Source organism: Enterobacter sp. RIT637 (assembly GCF_019718755.1).
Taxonomy (GTDB): Bacteria; Pseudomonadota; Gammaproteobacteria; order Enterobacterales; family Enterobacteriaceae; genus Enterobacter.
Map to the genome: position 1 here is coordinate 114,917 of NZ_JAIHAZ010000007.1, position 19,255 is coordinate 134,171.

At 58.8% G+C, this 19,255-nt stretch carries 14 protein-coding genes; 6 read left to right on the forward strand and 8 right to left on the reverse strand.

All coding sequences use genetic code 11. The features are described from left to right. Nucleotides 1-27 precede the first annotated feature (27 nt). From K5E19_RS12900 to K5E19_RS12915, 4 genes are all read left to right on the forward strand, one after another. A complete protein-coding gene (locus tag K5E19_RS12900; RefSeq protein WP_221551543.1) occupies nt 28-1,164 on the forward strand; it encodes a lactonase family protein in 1,137 nt (378 codons plus the stop codon). A 19-nt stretch (nt 1,165-1,183) separates the two neighbouring features. After that, nucleotides 1,184-3,094: a transcription antiterminator gene (locus K5E19_RS12905; protein ID WP_221551544.1), complete on the forward strand. Its 1,911-nt coding sequence runs from the start codon at nt 1,184-1,186 to the stop codon at nt 3,092-3,094. 77 nt (nt 3,095-3,171) lie between these two features. Continuing rightward, nucleotides 3,172-3,414, forward strand: coding sequence for a type II toxin-antitoxin system RelB/DinJ family antitoxin (locus K5E19_RS12910; protein WP_063144050.1), 243 nt, complete (start codon nt 3,172-3,174; stop codon nt 3,412-3,414). Continuing rightward, complete coding sequence (locus K5E19_RS12915; RefSeq protein WP_120159597.1) at nt 3,404-3,688, forward strand: type II toxin-antitoxin system RelE/ParE family toxin; 285 nt, start codon at nt 3,404-3,406, stop codon at nt 3,686-3,688. Before K5E19_RS12910 ends, K5E19_RS12915 begins: the two co-directional genes overlap by 11 nt. Nucleotides 3,689-3,691: 3 nt before the next feature. Here K5E19_RS12915 and nrdG read toward each other — a convergent pair whose 3' ends face one another. The 5 genes from nrdG to treR form a co-directional block, all read right to left on the reverse strand. Next, the gene (gene nrdG, locus K5E19_RS12920) at nt 3,692-4,156 is read right to left on the reverse strand and encodes an anaerobic ribonucleoside-triphosphate reductase-activating protein (protein WP_221551545.1); all 465 of its coding nucleotides are present in this window, start codon (nt 4,154-4,156) and stop codon (nt 3,692-3,694) included. Between the two features lie 106 nt (nt 4,157-4,262). Beyond that, nucleotides 4,263-6,401 carry an anaerobic ribonucleoside-triphosphate reductase gene (nrdD, locus tag K5E19_RS12925; protein ID WP_221551546.1) on the reverse strand — a complete coding sequence of 713 codons (2,139 nt, stop codon included), beginning with the start codon at nt 6,399-6,401 and terminating at the stop codon, nt 4,263-4,265. A gap of 375 nt (nt 6,402-6,776) precedes the next feature. Next, the gene (gene treC / locus K5E19_RS12930) at nt 6,777-8,420 is read right to left on the reverse strand and encodes an alpha,alpha-phosphotrehalase (RefSeq protein WP_221551547.1); all 1,644 of its coding nucleotides are present in this window, start codon (nt 8,418-8,420) and stop codon (nt 6,777-6,779) included. Nucleotides 8,421-8,471: 51 nt separating this feature from the next. After that, a complete protein-coding gene (treB, locus tag K5E19_RS12935) occupies nt 8,472-9,890 on the reverse strand; it encodes a PTS trehalose transporter subunit IIBC (RefSeq protein ID WP_221551663.1) in 1,419 nt (472 codons plus the stop codon). A gap of 128 nt (nt 9,891-10,018) precedes the next feature. After that, nucleotides 10,019-10,966: a trehalose operon repressor TreR gene (treR, locus tag K5E19_RS12940; RefSeq protein ID WP_221551548.1), complete on the reverse strand. Its 948-nt coding sequence runs from the start codon at nt 10,964-10,966 to the stop codon at nt 10,019-10,021. A 387-nt stretch (nt 10,967-11,353) separates the two neighbouring features. On the opposite strand from treR, the gene mgtA reads away from it, so the two are divergent. Together mgtA and K5E19_RS12950 are read left to right on the forward strand one after the other, a co-directional pair. Beyond that, nucleotides 11,354-14,062, forward strand: a complete 2,709-nt coding sequence (gene mgtA / locus K5E19_RS12945; protein ID WP_221551550.1) for a magnesium-translocating P-type ATPase — start codon at nt 11,354-11,356, stop codon at nt 14,060-14,062. A 199-nt stretch (nt 14,063-14,261) separates the two neighbouring features. Beyond that, nucleotides 14,262-16,646, forward strand: a complete 2,385-nt coding sequence (locus K5E19_RS12950; RefSeq protein ID WP_221551552.1) for a beta-N-acetylhexosaminidase — start codon at nt 14,262-14,264, stop codon at nt 16,644-16,646. 95 nt (nt 16,647-16,741) lie between these two features. Here K5E19_RS12950 and gbpA read toward each other — a convergent pair whose 3' ends face one another. The 3 genes from gbpA to pyrI form a co-directional block, all read right to left on the reverse strand. Beyond that, entirely contained in the window at nt 16,742-18,193 is a 1,452-nt protein-coding gene (gbpA, locus tag K5E19_RS12955) for an N-acetylglucosamine-binding protein GbpA (RefSeq protein ID WP_221551554.1), read from the reverse strand. 137 nt (nt 18,194-18,330) lie between these two features. Then, entirely contained in the window at nt 18,331-18,717 is a 387-nt protein-coding gene (gene ridA, locus K5E19_RS12960; RefSeq protein ID WP_221551555.1) for a 2-iminobutanoate/2-iminopropanoate deaminase, read from the reverse strand. A 74-nt stretch (nt 18,718-18,791) separates the two neighbouring features. Further along, nucleotides 18,792-19,253, reverse strand: a complete 462-nt coding sequence (gene pyrI, locus K5E19_RS12965; RefSeq protein ID WP_221551556.1) for an aspartate carbamoyltransferase regulatory subunit — start codon at nt 19,251-19,253, stop codon at nt 18,792-18,794. Nucleotides 19,254-19,255: the final 2 nt, after the last annotated feature.

Here is a 19,255-nt window from a genome sequence, read left to right on the forward strand (position 1 = left end):
TTACCGCACACACCCAAAGGAGCCACCATGCAAACCCGTACCCTGCTCGTCGCTTCACTCTCAATGTTCGCCACCACCGCCATCGCCCAGACGCAGTACGCCTGGGTGGGCACCTACAACCCCAACGGCGAAGGGCTGTACCGCTTTACCGTTGACCCGCAAAGCGGCGCGCTGGCGAATAAAACGCTGGTGAGCAAGCTGCCGAACGCTGCGCAGCTGGCCGTCTCGCACGACGGCAAAACGCTCTATCTGGCAAGCGAAGTGGAGCAGGGCGTGGTGCAGGCGCTGCGGGTGGGGGATAACGGCGCGCTGAGCGAGCTGAATCAGGTGGCCTCCGGCGGCGCGGGGCCGGTTTACCTGTCGCTGACGCCGAACGGTCGCCATCTGCTGGTGGCGAACTACGTCAGCGGATCGATTGCCGTTTTGCCGGTCAACGCAGACGGCAGCCTGGGTGACGCTACGGACACACATCAGGATCGGGGCGAACCGGGCGCGGCGAAGCCGGAAGCGGCAGCGGAGGGCAGCTTTGCCATCAGCGATCATAACGGCCCCCACGCGCACATGATCGCCGCCGATCCGAGCGGGAAATACGTCTTTTCCACCGATCTTGGGCTGGATCGTATCTACCAGTACCGTTTTGACGATCGAACAGGAAAGCTGACGCCGAACGATCCGCCGTTTATCAGCGCCTCCTCAAAAGGCGCCGGGCCGCGCCACTTTGTCTTTACGCCCAAAGGCGATGCCCTGTGGCTGATTAACGAAGAGGCGTCTACGCTCACCCATTATACCCTGAGCGCCAACGGCACCCTGAAAGAGGGCAAAACGCTTTCAGCCCTGCCGGAAGGTTACAAAGGTACCAGCTTTGCTGCGGGGCTGGCATTAAGCGCTGACGGCAAACAGCTGTATGTGGCTAACCGTTTGCATAACAGCATCGGGCACTTTACCGTAACAGCGGAGGGGACGCTGACGCATCAGGACGACGTGTGGACGCGGGGTGATTATCCGCGCACCCTGACGCTTGATAAACAGGGACGCTGGCTGTACGTCATGAACCAGCGCAGCGACAACATTACCCGTTTCCGCGTGGCGCAGGACGGCAAATTGAGCTTCGAGCCGGACTACACCCCGGTCGGCAGCCCATCCCAGATGGTCATTTCACCTTAAGCCGTAAGAGGACAAACCCGTGCGATTTCCGAACCAACGTTTAGCGCAACTGTTCGATCTGTTGCAAAACGAGACGCTGCCGCAGGACGAGCTGGCGCAGCGGCTGTCGGTCTCCACGCGAACCGTCCGTGCCGATATCACCGCCCTGAACGCGCTGCTGGCAGGCCACGGCGCGCAGTTTATATTGAGCCGGGGCAACGGCTACCAGCTCAAAATTGATGATGCCCAGCGCTACCAGCAGCTGCAGGCATCCCACCCGCGCGCGCTGCGTATTCCCCGGACCGGGCCGGAGCGCGTGCACTATCTGGTGGTGCGTTTTCTCACCTCGGCATTTTCTCTTAAGCTCGAGGACCTGGCGGACGAGTGGTTCGTCAGCCGCGCCACGCTGCAAAGCGACATGGCTGAAGTCCGCGAGTGGTTCCACCGCTATAACCTGACGCTGGAAACGCGTCCGCGCCACGGCATGAAGCTGTTTGGCAGCGAGATGTCGACCCGCGCCTGCCTGACCGATCTGCTCTGGGAGCTGGCGCAGCAGGACAGCCTGAACCCGCTGGTGACCGACGTGGCGCTGAATGCAGGCGTGGCGGAGCAGATGGTGCCCGTGCTGCACGAGGCGCTGACGCGTCATCACATCCGTCTGACCGATGAAGGCGAACTGTTCCTGCGCCTGTACTGCGCGGTGTCGGTGCGGCGCATCAGCGAGGGCTATCCGCTGCCGGAATTCCACGCCGAAGACGTGGAAGAGAACGTGCGCGAGGCGGCGAAGGATATCGCCGTCACTATCCAGCAGCTGGCGGGCAAAGCGCTTTCACCTTCGGAGGAGAGCTGGCTCTGCGTGCACATTGCGGCGCGGCAGATCCAGGAGATTGCCCCGAGCGCCATCAATGCCGACGACGACGAAGCGCTGGTCAACTACATCCTGCGCTACATCAACACCCACTATAACTACAACCTGCTCAGCGACGCGCAGCTGCACGCGGACCTGCTCACGCACATCAAGACGATGATCACCCGCGTGCGGTATCAAATCATGATCCCCAATCCGCTGCTGGATAACATCAAGCAGCACTACCCGATGGCGTGGGATATGACCCTCGCGGCGGTGTCGAGCTGGGGCAAATACACGCCGTATGTGATCAGCGAAAACGAGATTGGCTTCCTGGTGCTGCATATTGGCGTCGGGCTGGAGCGCCACTACAACATCGGCTACCAGCGCCAGCCGCGCGTGCTGCTGGTGTGCGACGCCGGTAACGCCATGGTCCGCATGATTGAAGCGGTGTTGCAGCGCAAATACCCGCAGATTGAGGTCACGCGCACGCTCACCCTGCGCGAATACGAGCTGACGGAATCCATTAGCGAAGACTTTGTGATCGCCACCGCCCGCGTCAGCGAAAAATCCAAACCGGTGGTGATGATTGCCCCGTTCCCGACCGACTATCAGTTAGAGCAGATCGGCAAGCTGGTGCTGGTGGACCGCACCCGCCCGTGGATGCTGGATAAATACTTCGACGCGGCCCATTTTCGTATTATCGACAAGCCTGTTGACCAGCAAACGCTGTTCCGGGAACTGTGCGCGCAGCTTGAAGGCGAGGGGTTTGTCGGCGCGGAGTTCCTGGATTCCGTCGTCGAGCGTGAAGCCATCGTCAGCACCATGCTCGGCGACGGCATTGCGCTCCCGCACTCCCTCGGCCTGCTGGCGCAGAAAACGGTAGTCTATACCGTGCTCGCCCCGCACGGCGTTCCGTGGGGCGACGAAACCGCGCACGTCATCTTCCTGCTCGCCATCAGCAAAAGCGAATACGAAGAGGCGATGGCGATCTACGATATCTTCGTCACCTTCCTGCGTGAACGGGCGATGTCGCGGCTCTGTAGCTGCGGAGATTTTGCCGAGTTTAAGGCGGTGGCAATGGAGAGTTTGAGCCGGTTTTGAGAGGCGTTATCCAGAATTCGATGTAATGCGAATGTAATGCTAAACTGCATTACGCATTCGATTTTACTGGAGGCATAATGGCCACGCTAAACGTCCGTCTGGATGACAAACTCAAAAACGAGGCTTATGCCGTGCTGGAAAAACTCAATATCACCCCAACGGAAGCCGTCCGATTACTGTTTCAATACGTCGCGGAGACGGGACGCATGCCCGTGAAAACGGTCACAATTAGCGACAGTGAAGATGAACTGATACAGGCAGTCCGGGATCGGCTGGCTAATCCGCAAAAGGGAATTAAGGTTAGTCTGGATGACTTATGAACTGGCATTTGATCCGAGGGCGTTAAAGGAGTGGAGCAAGCTGGGGGAGACTGTAAAAGACCAGTTTAAGAAGAAACTTGCGGACGTGTTGGTGAACCCCAGGGTCGAATCGGCCCGCCTGCATGGTCTACCGGATTGCTACAAAATAAAACTCCGATCGCAGGGTTATCGTTTGGTCTATCAGGTTCAGGACAACGTTGTAACGGTATTTGTTATCGCTATTGGTAAGAGAGAGAAAGCAGCCGTTTATCATGATGCAAACAAACGGCTCTAACGCTCAACGCAGATGATGCACAACCTGGTTGCTGCTGCCGCGCCAGATTAGAGCCGGGTCTTTTAAATCCTGCACGAACTTGCCGTCGACCAGGACGTTAATCAGATCCACGACTTCCCTTTGCTGCGCGTTCAGCTCATCCAGCTTATAGCCCGTCCAGACCCAGATATCTTTTCCCGTACACTCTGCCCGAATGCGCTTCACCAGCTTCAGGATATCCGGCACGTTTTGCGGGTGCAGGGGGTCGCCACCGGAAAGTGAGATCCCCTGACGGTGAATGCGCGTGTCGTTCAGGTCATTGACGATCTTGTCTTCCATCTCAGCGGTAAACGGCATGCCGGAGTTCAGACGCCAGGTGCTTTTGTTGTAGCAGCCGGGGCATTCGTGGACGCAGCCTGAAACAAACAGGGTGCAGCGGGTGCCGGGGCCGTTGACGATGTCGACGGGGTAGTATTGATGAAAGTTCATAGCGGATAACCAAGCCGGGTGGCGCTGCGCTTACCCGGCCTACAGTGTGAATGCGGATTGTAGGCCCGGTAAGCGTAGCGCCACCGGGCATAAATGTGGCAGAGGGTTACCCGATCTGCCCATTCCCCAAATGCTTCACGCGGCGCTTCACCTCTTCCTGCTTGCCAGCGTTAAACGGACGCGCGTCCGGGCTGCCGAGATAGCCGCACACGCGACGGGTCACGGAGACGCGGGCCGCGTCGTGGTTGCCGCATTTCGGGCAGGTGAAGCCTTTGCTCGTACACTCAAACTCACCGGTAAAGCCGCACTCGTAGCACTCGTCGATTGGCGTGTTGGTCCCGTAATACGGCACGTGCTGATAGCTGTAATCCCACACGTCTTCCAGCGCCTTCAGGTTGTGCTGGATGTTCGGGTACTCGCCGTAGCAGATGAACCCGCCGCTGGCGATCGGCGGATACGCCGCTTCGAAGTCGATCTTGTCGTACGGGTTCACCTTTTTCTCCACGTCGAGGTGGAAGCTGTTGGTGTAATACCCTTTGTCGGTCACGCCTTCCACAATCCCGAACTCGGCGGTGTCCAGACGGCAGAAGCGGTCGCAAAGGTTCTCGCTCGGCGTGCTGTAGAGGCTAAACCCGTAGCCGGTTTCCTCTTTCCACTGGTCAACCGCGTCGCGCAAGCGCTGAACGATGGCGATACCTTTTTCGCGCAGGGCCTCGCTGTCGTACATATGCGTATCGCCCGCCAATGCGTTGATGGTCTCGTGAATACCGATATAGCCCAGCGAAATGGACGCGCGACCGTTTTTGAAGATCTCAGACACGTCATCGTCCGCCTTCAGGCGCACGCCGCAGGCCCCTTCCATATAAAGGATTGGTGCAACGCGGGCTTTGACCCCTTCAAGGCGCGCAATACGGGTCATCAGCGCCTTACGCGCCAGCTGCAGGCGCTCGTCCAGCAGCGTCCAGAAGGCGTCTTCGTTACCTTTCGCCTCCAGCGCGATGCGCGGCAGGTTCAGGCTGATGACGCCCAGGTTGTTACGCCCGTCGTGGATCTGCTCGCCGTTTTCATCTTCGTACACGCCGAGGAAGCTGCGGCAGCCCATAGGCGTTTTAAACGAACCGGTCACTTTGACGACCTGATCGTAGTTCAGGATGTCCGGGTACATGCGCTTGCTCGCGCACTCCAGCGCCAGCTGTTTGATGTCGTAGTTCGGATCGCCAAACTTGTGGTTCAGGCCGTCGCGGATGGCGAACACCAGTTTCGGGAACACCGCGGTTTTGCGGTTTTTGCCGAGGCCGGAAATACGGTTGCGCAGTATGGACTGCTGGATCAGGCGTGATTCCCAACTGGTGCCCAGACCAAAACCGAAGGTCACAAACGGCGTCTGGCCGTTGGCGGTGTGCAGCGTGTTCACTTCATATTCCAGCGACTGGAAGGCGTCGTAGCACTCTTTCTCGGTGCGGGAATGCGCGTAGCCGTCAGCGTCCGGGATCTGCCACTCTTCGGCCGTTTTACGATGCTTGTTGAAGCTTGCCGTCACGAACGGGGCCAGCACTTCATCAATGCGGTTAATCGTGGTGCCGCCATAAATGTGGCTGGCGACCTGGGCGATAATCTGCGCGGTGACGGCGGTGGCCGTGGAGATTGACTTAGGCGGTTCAATCTCGGCGTTACCCATTTTAAAGCCCTGGGTCAGCATGCCCTTCAGGTCGATCAGCATGCAGTTGAACATCGGGAAGAACGGCGAATAGTCGAGGTCGTGGTAGTGGATCTCGCCGCGCTCGTGCGCCGATACCACGTCGCGCGGCAGCAGATGCTGACGGGCATAGTGTTTGGCGACGATACCGGCCAGCAGGTCGCGCTGGGTCGGGATCACCTTACTGTCTTTGTTGGCGTTTTCATTGAGCAGGGCGGAGTTGGTCTGCTCCACCAGGCCACGGATCTCCTGGTTCAGGCGACCGCGCTTCTCACGCTGCACGTCACGATCGTGGCGGTACTCAATGTAGGCGCGTGCCAGCTGCTTGTAAGGCCCCGCCATCAGCTGGTTTTCAACCGCAGTCTGGATCTCGTTGATATCGACCTGGCTGCGTTCGTTCATCTGGCTGCTAACGACTTCTGCGACGGTGGCGCAGTAATCTGCGTCATCGACTCCCGCTGCTTTAGCTGCACGCAGAATGGCTTCCTGGATGCGCTCTGATTTAAACGGCACTTTACAGCCATCACGTTTCATCACATGCGGTGTCATGATCACTCCATTTTTGAAAACAGGTTATCCACAGAGGTGGAGAAGTATTCACCGGGCGTATTTCCCGCCGGGCCAAAGACTTCCCGCGTGCCCAGCTCGTGTTATCCACAATTCCGGCCAGCGTAAGCGCCGTCTTGTTGTTGGAATAGTAGACGATAAATACAAGATGTTGGGTCGGTGTGCATTTTAAGTGCTACATATAGTGATTTGCATCAAACATGTTTGCGTTTTATTTGATGCAGAACAAAGTAAAAAGACGAGAGTACAAACGGCGGGCGCTTCAGCGATTGTAAAGGCGCGAGAGAAAAATCTGATTAATTATTCAACAAAAACAGTAAAATAAGCCGGGTGCTGGGTGGCACCCGGCAGGGAACGTTATTGCTGCAACCACCAGACCGCTTCAAACGGACGCAGCGACGTCGTTTGCGGTGCCGGGTAGTTACTCATCAGCACCTGCGGCTGACCGCTGAGAGCGTCTGTCTGCCATTCCTGAGGCGTATGGCTCAGGTTTGCCACGACTATCAGCGTCTGCCCCTGCCACTGGCGGCGGTAGCACCACAGGGAAGGATGCTCCGGCAGGAGATCCTCATAATCCCCCCACGTCAGCACCGGCAGAGTTTTACGCAGGCTAATCAGCGACTGGTAGGTGTAGAACACCGAATCCGGGTCGTTCAGCGCCGCGCAGGCGTTCACCGTTTCGTAGTTATCGCAGACGCCAATCCACGGCTCGCCCTCGGTAAAGCCCGCATTGTGCGAGGCGTCCCACTGCATGGGGGTTCGTCCGTTATCACGGGACTTAATTGCCAGAATCGCCAGCAATTCCTCAGGCTCGCGGCCGCTGGCCCGCAATTCCGCGAACATGTTCAGGCTTTCCACGTCGCGGTAATCGGTGATGCGGCTGAAGTGCGGGTTGGTCATCCCCAGCTCTTCGCCCTGGTAGATATACGGCGTACCCTGCATGCCGTGCAGCACCATGCCGAGCATCTTCGCGGCCTGAACGCGGTGTTCCCCTTCGTCGCCAAAGCGCGACACGATGCGCGGCTGATCGTGGTTACACCAGAACAGCGCGTTCCAGGCTTTGTTGTGCATCCCCTGCTGCCAGTGGCGGAAGAGGGTTTTCAGCGCCACAAAGTCCGCCTTCGCCTTCGTCCATTTTTCGCCGCCGGGGTAGTCCACCTTCAGATGATGGAAGTTAAAGGTCATCGACAGTTCGCGCCCGTCAAGCGACGCGTACTGCTGGCAGTTCTCCAGCGAGGTCGATGACATTTCGCCCACCGTCATCAGGTTGCGCGGGGTGAAGACGTCGCGGCTCATCTCCTGGAGATATTCGTGAACGCGCGGCCCGTCGGTGTAGAAGCGGCGACCGTCGCCAATGGTGTCGTCCGGGAAATCCTGGTCTTTTGAGATCAGGTTAATCACGTCGAGACGCAAGCCGTCCACGCCGCGATCGGCCCAGAACTCGCACACCTTTTTCAGCTCGGCGCGCACCGCCGGGTTTTCCCAGTTGAGATCCGCCTGCTCCGGGGCAAAAAGGTGCAGATAATACTGCTCGCTCTCGGCGTGCCAGCGCCAGGCGTTGCCGCCAAACTTGGAGCGCCAGTTGTTGGGAAGCTGCTCCGGCGTGCCGTCGCGCCAGATGTAGAACTGGCGGTACGGACTCGCTTTGTTCAGCGACTCGCGGAACCAGGCGTGCTGCGTGGAGGTGTGGTTAAACACCATGTCCAGCACGATGCGGATGCCGCGCTCGTGCGCCCTGGCAACCAGCTCGTCGAAATCATCCAGCGTGCCGTAGGCCGGGTCGATGGCGATGTAATTCGCCACGTCGTAGCCGTTATCCACCTGCGGGGAGATATAAAACGGCGTCAGCCAGATGGCGTCGATGCCGAGGGTTTTCAGGTAGTCCAGACGCTGCGTCACGCCGCGCAAATCGCCGGTGCCGCTGCCGGTAGTGTCCTGGAAACTTTTTGGGTAAATCTGATAGATGACGCCGTTCTGCCACCAGTGAGGAAGAGTATTCATAGTGCGTTCCTGCAAATGCGAAGGGGCGCAACTGCGCCCCGAAAGAAGACGTTAAACAATCTGCAGCGTGCCCTGACGGAACTTACGCTGGTAAACCACGGTGGTGAGGGCCATTGGGACGATAATCGCGATGGCCATCGCCAGGGCAAACACCTGCCAGTAAGCGGGCTGGATGGAGAGAATGCCCGGCAGGCCGCCGACGCCAATCCCGTTCGCCATCACGCCGTTCAGACCGCACACCAGGCCAGCCAGACCGGAACCGATCATCGCGCAGAGCATCGGGAAGCGATATTTCAGGTTGATACCGTACATCGCCGGTTCGGTTACGCCGAGGTAGGCGGAGATGGCTGCCGGAACAGAGATCTCACGCTCGTTGTGCTTACGGCTGACGATGATGATGCCGGTCACCGCCGATGCCTGCGCAATGTTAGACAGGGCGATAATCGGCCAGACCGGCGTGCCGCCGAGGCTCTGGATCATCTGCATATCAATCGCCAGCGTGGTCTGGTGCACGCCGGTGATCACCAGCGGGGCGTACAGGAAGCCAAACAGCGCGGCACCGATTGGCGCGAAGCTGCCGGTCATCAGGTGACGCACCGCGAAGGCCACGCCGTCGCCGATCATGCGGCCAAACGGACCGATAAAGGCGTGCGCCAGGAACACGGCAATAATCAGCGAGCAGACCGGCACCACAACCAGATAGAGGTAATCCGGCACGATGCGCTTCAGGCGCGTTTCAATAAAGCCCAGCGCCAGACCGGCCAGCAGCGCCGGAATGACCTGCGCCTGATAGCCCACTTTGGCGATGGTAAACAGGCCGAAGTTCCACACCTCAGGCACCTGCTGACCAAGTAAGTAAGCGTTCATTAACTGTGGAGAGACCAGCGTGACGCCCAGCACGATACCCAGAATCGGCGTGCCGCCCATTTTGCGCACCGCGGACCAGCAAATCCCGACCGGCAGATAGAAGAAGATCGCCTCGCCAATCAGCCACAGGAAGTCGTAGATGCTTTGCAGCGCCGGGTACATCTGCGCCAGGGTTTTGCCGTCGCTCATCGGCACATCACCGATGACGTTACGGAAGCCTAAGATTAAGCCCCCGCTGATCAGTGCGGGCAGCAGCGGGAAGAAGATCTCCGCGAAGTGGGAAATCAGCTGCTCGTGCCACTTCATATTCTGGCGTGCAGCCTTCTTCGCCTGCTCTTTATCGGCGGAGGAGTGCCCGGTGGTCGCCAGCAAAGCCTGATAGTAATCGCCCACTTCGGTACCAATAACGACCTGGAACTGACCGGCGTTGGTGAAGCAGCCTTTGACCATCGAAAGCTCTTCAATGGCCTTCGGGTTGGCTTTGGCCGGATCGTTCAGCACGAAGCGCAGGCGGGTAATGCAATGGCTGACGGTGGCGATGTTCTCGCGGCCGCCGACCAGGACAATCAACTGATCGATATCTGCTTGTTTGACTTTACTCATCATGAAACCTCATGACAGATGGTGAGGGGGGTAATGACCTGAGCGCAAGCCTACTCCTTCAGCGTGACGGCGAAAATGGGAACGTTCCCGAAATTAGGTGAAGATCACAATAAACTGATTTGCGGGGGTTATGAAAGGCGAGCAGGAATAACGATCTGACGGGGCTCTGAACGTCCGTTGATCTGCTCTATCAGCTGCGCGGCGGCCTGTCTGCCGGACTCGGCGTAGCCCGGATCGACGGTGATGATCTCAGGGTGCAGGAACTTCATCAGCGGCGTGCTGCCGACGCTCGCCACCTGCAGGTTATCGATGCGCTGCTCCTGCAGATATTTGCTGGCACCCAGCGCAAGGGTATCCGTGGCGCACACCAGCGCGGTGGTCTGCGGCGTCAGGACGCTGGCGACCTGCTCGTAGCCCTGCTTCATGCCCAGCCCCGGCAGGGAGGCCACGGCGGAGAGATTGTGCTCTTTGCAAAAGGTCAGGTAGGCCTCGTGACGGCGCTTGCCGGTGGTGACGTCCGCGTGCGGCACGCCCAGATAGCTGATGTGGCGATGGCCTTTCTCGTACAGACGCTGCATCAGGGTCACGATTGCCCCTTCATCGTCGTAGCAGACAGACGCAAACCCGCTGGCATCGCGCGCCAGCAGCACCAGCGAGGGCTGCCAGGGTTTGAGCATCTCCTCGTTAATGCCGGTAAAACCAAACAGCACCACGCCATCTATATTGCGCCGCTGGAGCATACCCAGATGCTCTTCAACCAGCTGCACAGAGAACTGGCTCTCCATCATGATCGGATCATACCCCTGCTCGTAGAAGGCGGGCAGCATGGTCTGCACGGCGAGGTTTTCAGACAGGGAATCCAGACGCGAAACAATAATGGCGACGACTTTGTCACTCTGCCCACGCATGGCGCGCGCGGAGCGGGAAGGGGAAAAACCGTGTTGATTCATGACCGCCTCAACGCGCTCGCGGGTGCGTTCGCTGACGCCGCTTTCGTTGTTCAGCACGCGTGAGACGGTTGATTTCCCCACGCCGCTTAAACGCGCGATGTCTTTAATCGTAAGGCGGTTCTGCATGCTGTATTCCCTGTAACAACGACAAAATGGTCAATTGAGCCTAATGCTATAGCGCGATTTCGCTATGGGCAAAGTCTGGTTTACGTTCGGTTTATTTGCGTGGGGTTATAATACCGCCCGATTAGCCACAAACGGTATGGTTAAATCCTTATACTGCGCGGCGACACCCTACTTTTACTTACCGGAGGCCACATGGATCCCGATCCCACACCTCTCCTGAACGGGAGAAAACGTTCTTTCCGGTAAGCCAGCCCTGTTGCTGTCTCACCGGTGTGAGGCAGTAGCGTCTTAACGTTCCTGCTTGAAAAATTAAGTGCCTCTCAGGTACGGCCTTGCCACGCCTGAAGGAAATGCTGCGTCCGCCCCTGCGGATGCGGAGGAATGCCTATGTTTAAAAATATCACCCGGCAGCTGCAGGCCCTGCTGAGCCGCCACCTGCCACACCGTCTTGTTCAGCGCGACCCGCTGCCAAACGCCAAAAACATGGCGGGGGCGGCGATCCCCGCGTCTCTGACAGAACGCTGCCTGAACGCGGCGGCAATGGATGAAAACGAAGTCTGGCGCGCGTTTGGCGGACACCCGGAAGGGCTAAACGCGTCCGAAGTAGAAAAAATCCGCGCCGTGCACGGCGATAACCAGATCCCGGCGCAGAAGCCCTCTCCATGGTGGGTGCATCTGTGGCTCTGCTACCGCAACCCGTTCAACCTGCTGCTGACCGTGCTGGGCATCATCTCTTACGCGACGGAAGATCTGTTTGCCGCAGGGGTGATCGCCCTGATGGTGGGTATCTCCACGCTGCTGAACTTCATTCAGGAGGCGCGCTCCACCAAAGCGGCGGACGCCCTGAAGGCGATGGTCAGCAACACCGCGACCGTCTCGCGCGTGATTAACGATCTCGGCGAAAACGCCTGGGTGGAGTTGCCTATCGACCAGCTGGTGCCGGGCGATCTGGTGAAGCTGGCGGCGGGGGACATGATCCCGGCGGATTTACGCATCATCCAGGCGCGCGATTTGTTCGTGGCGCAGGCCTCCCTGACCGGGGAATCCCTGCCCGTTGAAAAGGTGGCGCGCAGCCGCGACCCGCAGCAGATGAACCCGCTCGAGTGCGACACCCTGTGCTTTATGGGGACCACGGTCGTCAGCGGCACCGCGCAGGCGATTGTCATCGCCACCGGGGGCAACACCTGGTTTGGTCAGCTTGCCGGGCGCGTCAGCGAGCAGGAGAGCGAGCCGAACGCCTTCCAGAAAGGGATTGGCCGTGTCAGCATGCTGCTGATCCGCTTTATGATGGTGATGACGCCGATCGTGCTGCTGATCAACGGCTACACCAAAGGCGACTGGTGGGAAGCGGCACTGTTTGCGCTCTCCGTGGCCGTCGGCCTGACGCCGGAAATGCTGCCGATGATCGTCACCTCCACGCTGGCGCGCGGGGCGGTGAAGCTCTCTAAGCAGAAAGTGATCGTTAAACACCTCGATGCCATTCAGAACTTTGGCGCGATGGACATCCTCTGCACCGATAAAACCGGCACCCTGACGCAGGACAAAATCGTGCTGGAGAACCACACCGATATCGCCGGTAAAACCAGCGAGCGCGTGCTGCACACCGCGTGGCTGAACAGCCACTACCAGACCGGGCTGAAAAACCTGCTCGACGTCGCGGTGCTGGAAGGGGTAGACGAAGAGTCTGCCCGCACGCTCTCCGGCCGCTGGCAGAAGGTGGATGAGATCCCGTTCGACTTCGAGCGCCGCCGCATGTCGGTGGTGGTGAGCGAGCAGACCGACGTGCATCAGCTGATCTGCAAAGGCGCGCTGCAGGAGATCCTCAACGTTTCCACACAGGTGCGCCATAACGGCGAGATCGTGCCGCTGGACGACACCATGCTGCGCCGCATCAAGCGCGTCACCGACAACCTGAACCGTCAGGGGCTGCGCGTGGTGGCCGTCGCGAGCAAGTTTCTGCCCGCGCGTGAAGGGGACTATCAGCGTATCGACGAATCCGATCTGATCCTCGAGGGTTACATCGCCTTCCTCGATCCGCCGAAAGAGACCACCGCACCGGCGCTGAAGGCGCTGAAGGCGAGCGGTATTACCGTCAAAATTCTCACCGGCGACAGCGAGCTGGTGGCGGCTAAAGTGTGCCATGAAGTGGGGCTGGACGCGGGCGACGTGGTGGTGGGCAGCGACATTGAGCACCTCTCCGACGACGAGTTGGCGCAGCTTGCCCAGCGTACCACGCTGTTTGCCCGTCTGACGCCGATGCACAAAGAGCGTATTGTCACGCTGCTGCGTCGCGAAGGGCACGTAGTAGGCTTTATGGGCGACGGCATCAACGACGCGCCAGCCCTGCGTGCGGCGGATATTGGTATCTCCGTGGACGGCGCGGTGGACATCGCCCGCGAGGCAGCGGATATCATTCTGCTGGAAAAGAGCCTGATGGTGCTGGAGGAGGGCGTGATCGAAGGTCGTCGTACCTTTGCCAACATGCTCAAGTACATCAAAATGACCGCCAGCTCCAACTTCGGTAACGTCTTCAGCGTGCTGGTGGCGAGCGCCTTCCTGCCGTTCCTGCCGATGCTGCCGCTGCATCTGCTGATCCAGAACCTGATGTACGACGTGTCTCAGGTGGCGATCCCGTTTGATAACGTGGACGACGAGCAGATCCAGAAGCCGCAGCGCTGGAACCCCGCCGATCTGGGCCGCTTTATGCTGTTCTTTGGGCCGATCAGCTCCATCTTTGACATCCTGACCTTCTGCCTGATGTGGTTTGTGTTCCACGCCAACACCCCGGAACATCAGACGCTGTTCCAGTCCGGCTGGTTCGTGGTGGGGCTGCTGTCGCAGACGCTGATCGTGCACATGATCCGCACCCGCCGCATTCCGTTCATCCAGAGCCGCGCGGCGTGGCCGCTGATTGTGATGACGGGGATTGTGATGGCGCTCGGCATCGCGCTGCCGTTCTCACCGCTGGCAGGCTACCTGCAGCTTCAGGCGCTGCCGCTGAGCTACTTCCCGTGGCTGGTGGCGATCCTCGCGGGCTACATGGTGCTGACGCAGATGGTGAAAGGGATTTATGCGCGTCGGTACGGGTGGCAGTAACGGCAAGCCCGGTGGCGCTGCGCTTACCGGGCCTACGATCCCAACGTAGGCCGGGTAAGGCGAAGCCGCCACCGGGCAATAGCTTTCCTCCCAAATTCAACAACCTGTGATCTCCGTCGGCGCATTCGCTTGACGACAAATTGAGCGCATGTTAACAGAATGTTTTGCCTTTATTTGGCCCGTCAGATAAGGAACATTCATGTTACGGTACAGTCTCTTAACCGCCGGGCTGATGCTCGGCGCCTCTGCCTTCGCCGCTCCGGCAGGCGATCTCCCCTTAATGCCCTGGCCTGCGAAGGTCGAACGCCCGACGACCCAGGGCGCGCTGGTGCTTAACGATAAAATTTCTATCAGCGTCAGCGGCGACGATCTCGGCGACGCCGTCAATCGGCTGCGCCAGCGCATTGCCCTGCAAACCGGCTGGACGCTGCAGCCGCAGGCGGAAAAGCCAGACAAACCGACCATCCGCATCGCGGTTGCCAAAAAGGTTAAGCCGCAGCCGCTGCCGGACAGCGATGAAAGCTATAAGCTCACGGTGGACGCCAACGGCGTGAACATTTCCGCCAACACCCGCTTCGGCGCGCTGCGCGCCATGGAAACGCTGCTCCAGCTGATGCAGAACGGGGCGGAAAACACCTCGCTGCCGTGGGTCACCATTGAAGATTCGCCGCGCTTCCCGTGGCGCGGGCTGCTGCTGGACTCGGCGCGCCACTTTATTCCGCTGTCGGATATCAAGCGCCAGATCGACGGCATGGCCGCGGCGAAGCTCAACGTTCTGCACTGGCACCTGACCGACGATCAGGGCTGGCGCTTCAGTTCGAAGCGTTACCCTAAGCTGACGCAGCTTGCCAGCGACGGGCTGTTCTACACGCCTGAACAGATGCGTGAGGTGGTGCGTTACGCTACCGAACGCGGCATTCGCGTGGTGCCGGAGATCGACATGCCGGGCCACGCCTCGGCGATCGCCGTGGCCTATCCGGAGCTGATGAGCGCCCCGGGGCCGTACGCTATGGAGCGCCACTGGGGCGTGCTGAAGCCAGTGCTGGATCCGACAAAAGACGCAACCTATGCTTTTGCCGACGCGATGGTCAGCGAACTGGCGGCGATCTTCCCCGATCCGTATCTGCACATCGGCGGCGATGAGGTGGACGACAGCCAGTGGAAAGCGAACGCCGCGATCCAGAATTTCATGCGCGATAACAGGCTGGCGGACAGCCACGCGCTGCAGGCCTATTTCAACCGCAAGCTGGAGACGATCCTCGAGAAGCACCACCGGCAGATGGTCGGCTGGGACGAGATTTATCATCCGGACCTGCCGAAAAGTATTCTGATCCAGTCCTGGCAGGGGCAGGACGCGCTGGGGCAGGTCGCGCAGAACGGCTACAAAGGGATTCTCTCGACGGGATTCTATCTCGACCAGCCTCAGTCCACCGCCTATCACTATCGCAACGAAATTGTCCCGCAGGGGCTGAACGGCGTGGATGTGATTGCAGACACCGACAGCGCCCAGAGCTGGGCCTTCACCATGCCGCGCCTGAAGGGCAAGCCGGTTGAGGGGAGCTTCACGCTGGTGAAAGGGGATGCCGGCTGGCGCGGATTTATAGATTTTGCCGGGAAATCCCGCCGCGCGGTGGAAAACATTCAGTGGCGTGACGACAATCAGGTCACGTTTACGGTCGACACCTGGATGGGCGAGACGCGCCCGGTGGTCAACGTTGATAACGACAAACTTTCCGGCTATTTCCTGGTGGGGAATACGCGCTACCCAATCAGCGGCACGCGTCTGGACGAGGTGCCGAAAGGCATTCCGCCGGTGGTGCCGGACGTGGCGAATCAGGCCAACCTGCTCGGCGGTGAAGCCGCGCTGTGGGCGGAAAACGTGGTGGCACCGGTGCTGGATATCCGCCTGTGGCCGCGCGCCTTTGCGGTGGCGGAGCGGCTGTGGTCCGCGCAGGACGTCAACGACGTCGACAACATGTACACCCGCCTGCAGGCGATGGACAGTTGGTCGACGGTGTCGGTGGGGCTGCAGCAGCATACCCAGCAGCAGGTGCAGTTCACGCGCCTGGCGAACAATGCCGATACTCTGCCGCTGCAGATCCTTGCTCAGGCGGTAGAGCCCGCGCAGTATTACACCCGCCAGCACCTGAAGTTCCAGGCGGGAAATTATCATCAGTTTGAACCGCTCAACCGCTTCGCGGATGCGCTGAACGCCGAAAGCGCCACGGTGCGGCAGATGAACAAATGGGCCGACAGGCTGGTGAGCGATGCGGAAGACACGGAAAGCGCCGATGCGCTGCGCCACGTCTTTAACCGCTGGCAAAGCAACACCAGCGACGCGCTGGCGCTAAGCGAAAACAGCTATCAACTGAAGAGCATGAAACCGCTGATCCAGGAAGTGGATAAGCTGGCCTCAATTGGCCTGAGGCTGACGGATCTGGTGGCGCGCCAGGGCACGCTGGACGATAAAGAGATCGCGTCGATTCAGAGCGAACTGGATAGCGCGGCGAAGGTTCAGGACGAGGTGGTGATTGCGGCGGTGTATCCGCTGGAGACGCTGCTTAGGGCGACGCGGAATCAGTAGCCCCTCACCCCAACCCCTCTCCCCAAAGGGGGGAGGGGCTCGATCGGTTCCCTCTCCCCTATGGGGAGAGGGTTAGGGTGAGGGGAAAAGACTACTTAGTTCTTCAACACCCACGCCTCTTTCCAGTGTGCACCAACGCCTGGCTCATACTGGTTGGCGGTTGGGCTGTACTGCACGCAGAAGCCGCTGTACGGGAAAGGCTTACATTCGTACGTCTTACCGTCTTTAGGCTGCAGCACCACAGTACCCGCCTTGTAGGAGGCGATATTGTCCGGGAAGGTGAAGTCGTGATGACCGGTGCTGTCCGCGGCGGCATCGCCTTCCAGCATCAGGTTAAGCACGTCCTGGGCGAACATCGTGCCGTCTTTGTTGGTCGCATAGTATTTCAGCATGTGGTGGCCCGGCATCACGTCATTCAGGGTCATGGTCACGTCCTGGTTGGCGTTGTTCATGTCCTGCTTCAGGTAGCCTTTTTCCGCACCGTGGTGGTTCATCACGTGTGCTTCCACATTCACGTCGCCTTTGGTGTTGACGTGGAAGGTCACGGTCGCGTTGCCATGTTCGATTTTGCTGTACTGCAGATCGGTGACGGCGATGGTCTCATTCACCTGCGCTTTTTGCTCTTCATAAGAGACGGCCACGGACTGCAGCGTGCTGCCGTCTTTCACGAAGACGCTGTTTGCGCCGTGAACCGGGCTGATTTCACCCGCTTCATCCTTCACGCCGACGCGCACGTCGCTCTGGGCGGTGTTGATTTTCTGCGCCAGATCGTAAGACCACTGGTTAGCGTCGCCCTGCTCGGCTGAGCCGATGGTCATTTCGGTACGCATGGAGGTCACTTCGCCGTTCGCGTCGAAGAAGCGTGCAATGACCTTGTCGCCCGCATTCAGATTGTTACCCGCGATCTGGCCGCTCAGGGTTTTGCTCCACTGGGAAACAACGGCTGGCGTTTCGTCCGGCGTAACGTTACCGCCATTACCGAAATCAACGTCAATAGCCTGATAGAAACTGTTCGAGGTATCCGCAATTTCCCACACGCCGTAAATAACCTGATAGCCCGTACGCTCAGGCACATTACAGTTCATAGACTGCGTGACGGCCGGCGCCTGGTTATTACCGTTGATGGTACAGAATGGCGTTAATTCAAACTGATCGCGGGTCAGCGGTTTATTTGGATCCCAGTTTTGTTTGGTAATGTAATAACGCCAGTTGGTCGTTTTATGCGGTGCGGTATGATGCCAGACGAACTGATGAGGACCCGCCGTCATCGGGTTTTTGGTCCACGCGTTCAGGCTCTGTTTGTCCAGCTGAGAATACTGAGAGATACCCGCGCTGGCGAGGTGGCCGTCCGCAGGCTCAGCGCCTGACGGGAAGCCAGAGGTTTTCTCTACGCTCTGCGGTTCATACTGTACAGAGCCACAGTCAACGTTTTGGCCGAGCTTACACATATAGGCGCGGCTGGCAGGCGATTCAATATATCCGTGAGCAAATGCCGAAGACGCAACGGTCACTGTTGCGAGGGCAAGTGCAATTTTCGAAAGTTTCATTACTCATCCATTATTAGAGAATATTACCAGGAGAGGGGAGTCTAATAATGGACTGGGCTATGTGTCATTTTATCCAGAGAGTAAAAATAGCCGAAATAATAAAGGCAGCTTACGCTGCCTTTATTTATTGAAATAAATTAGCGACGTACGGCAATCGCTTCAATTTCAATTTTCACGTCTTTTGGCAGACGGGCCACTTCAACGCAGGAGCGCGCCGGGAAAGTCGCGTTGTGCTCGGTGAAGAAGGTTTCGTAGGTGGCGTTAACGGTCGCGAAGTCGTTCAGATCTTTCACGAAAACGGTGGTTTTGACGATGTCGCCCACTTTCAGGCCCGCAGATTCAACGATAGCCTGCACGTTTTCCAGCGACTGACGCGCCTGTGCTGCTACGTCGGTCGGTACTTCACCGGTTTTTGGGTTCACCGGGATCTGGCCCGAAGTGATGATCATGCTGCCCAGATCAACGCCCTGAACGTATGGGCCGATAGCCGCTGGTGCATTTTCCGTCGCGAGTACTTTGGTCATGATTTCTCCAGAATAACAGCTGATTTAAGAGTCCCGGCCATTATAGGGAGGCCGGGATCCTTTACCAACCTCAATTAGTTGGCCAGCACCACATAATGAGAAAACTCTTTTTCGCAGTATTTGCATTTGAGCGCGATGTCATCGGCGCGTTTTTTCACTGCAAAGCTGGAGGAAACCGGCTCAGCGTGGCTGATGCAGTTGCTGTTCGGGCAGACCAGCACGCTTTCAATGCGATCCGGCAGGCTCGGGCGGGATTTGCCCACCACGTCGTAATCGTCGATGCGGTTAACGGTGGCGTCCGGCGCGTACAGCGACAGCTGGTTAACCTGCTCGTCGGTCAGGAAGGTGTTCTCGATTTTGATCAGGTCTTTGCGGCCCATCTCGCCCGACGGCAGGTTCAGGCCGATGGTGATGCGCTGGTCGGTTTCGGTCAGTTTGAACAGCGTCAGCAGCTTAAAGCCGACCTGCGCAGGGATGTGGTCAATCACGGTGCCACGCTTGATGGCTTCAACCTGGAGTTTGTTATCGTGTGTCATTG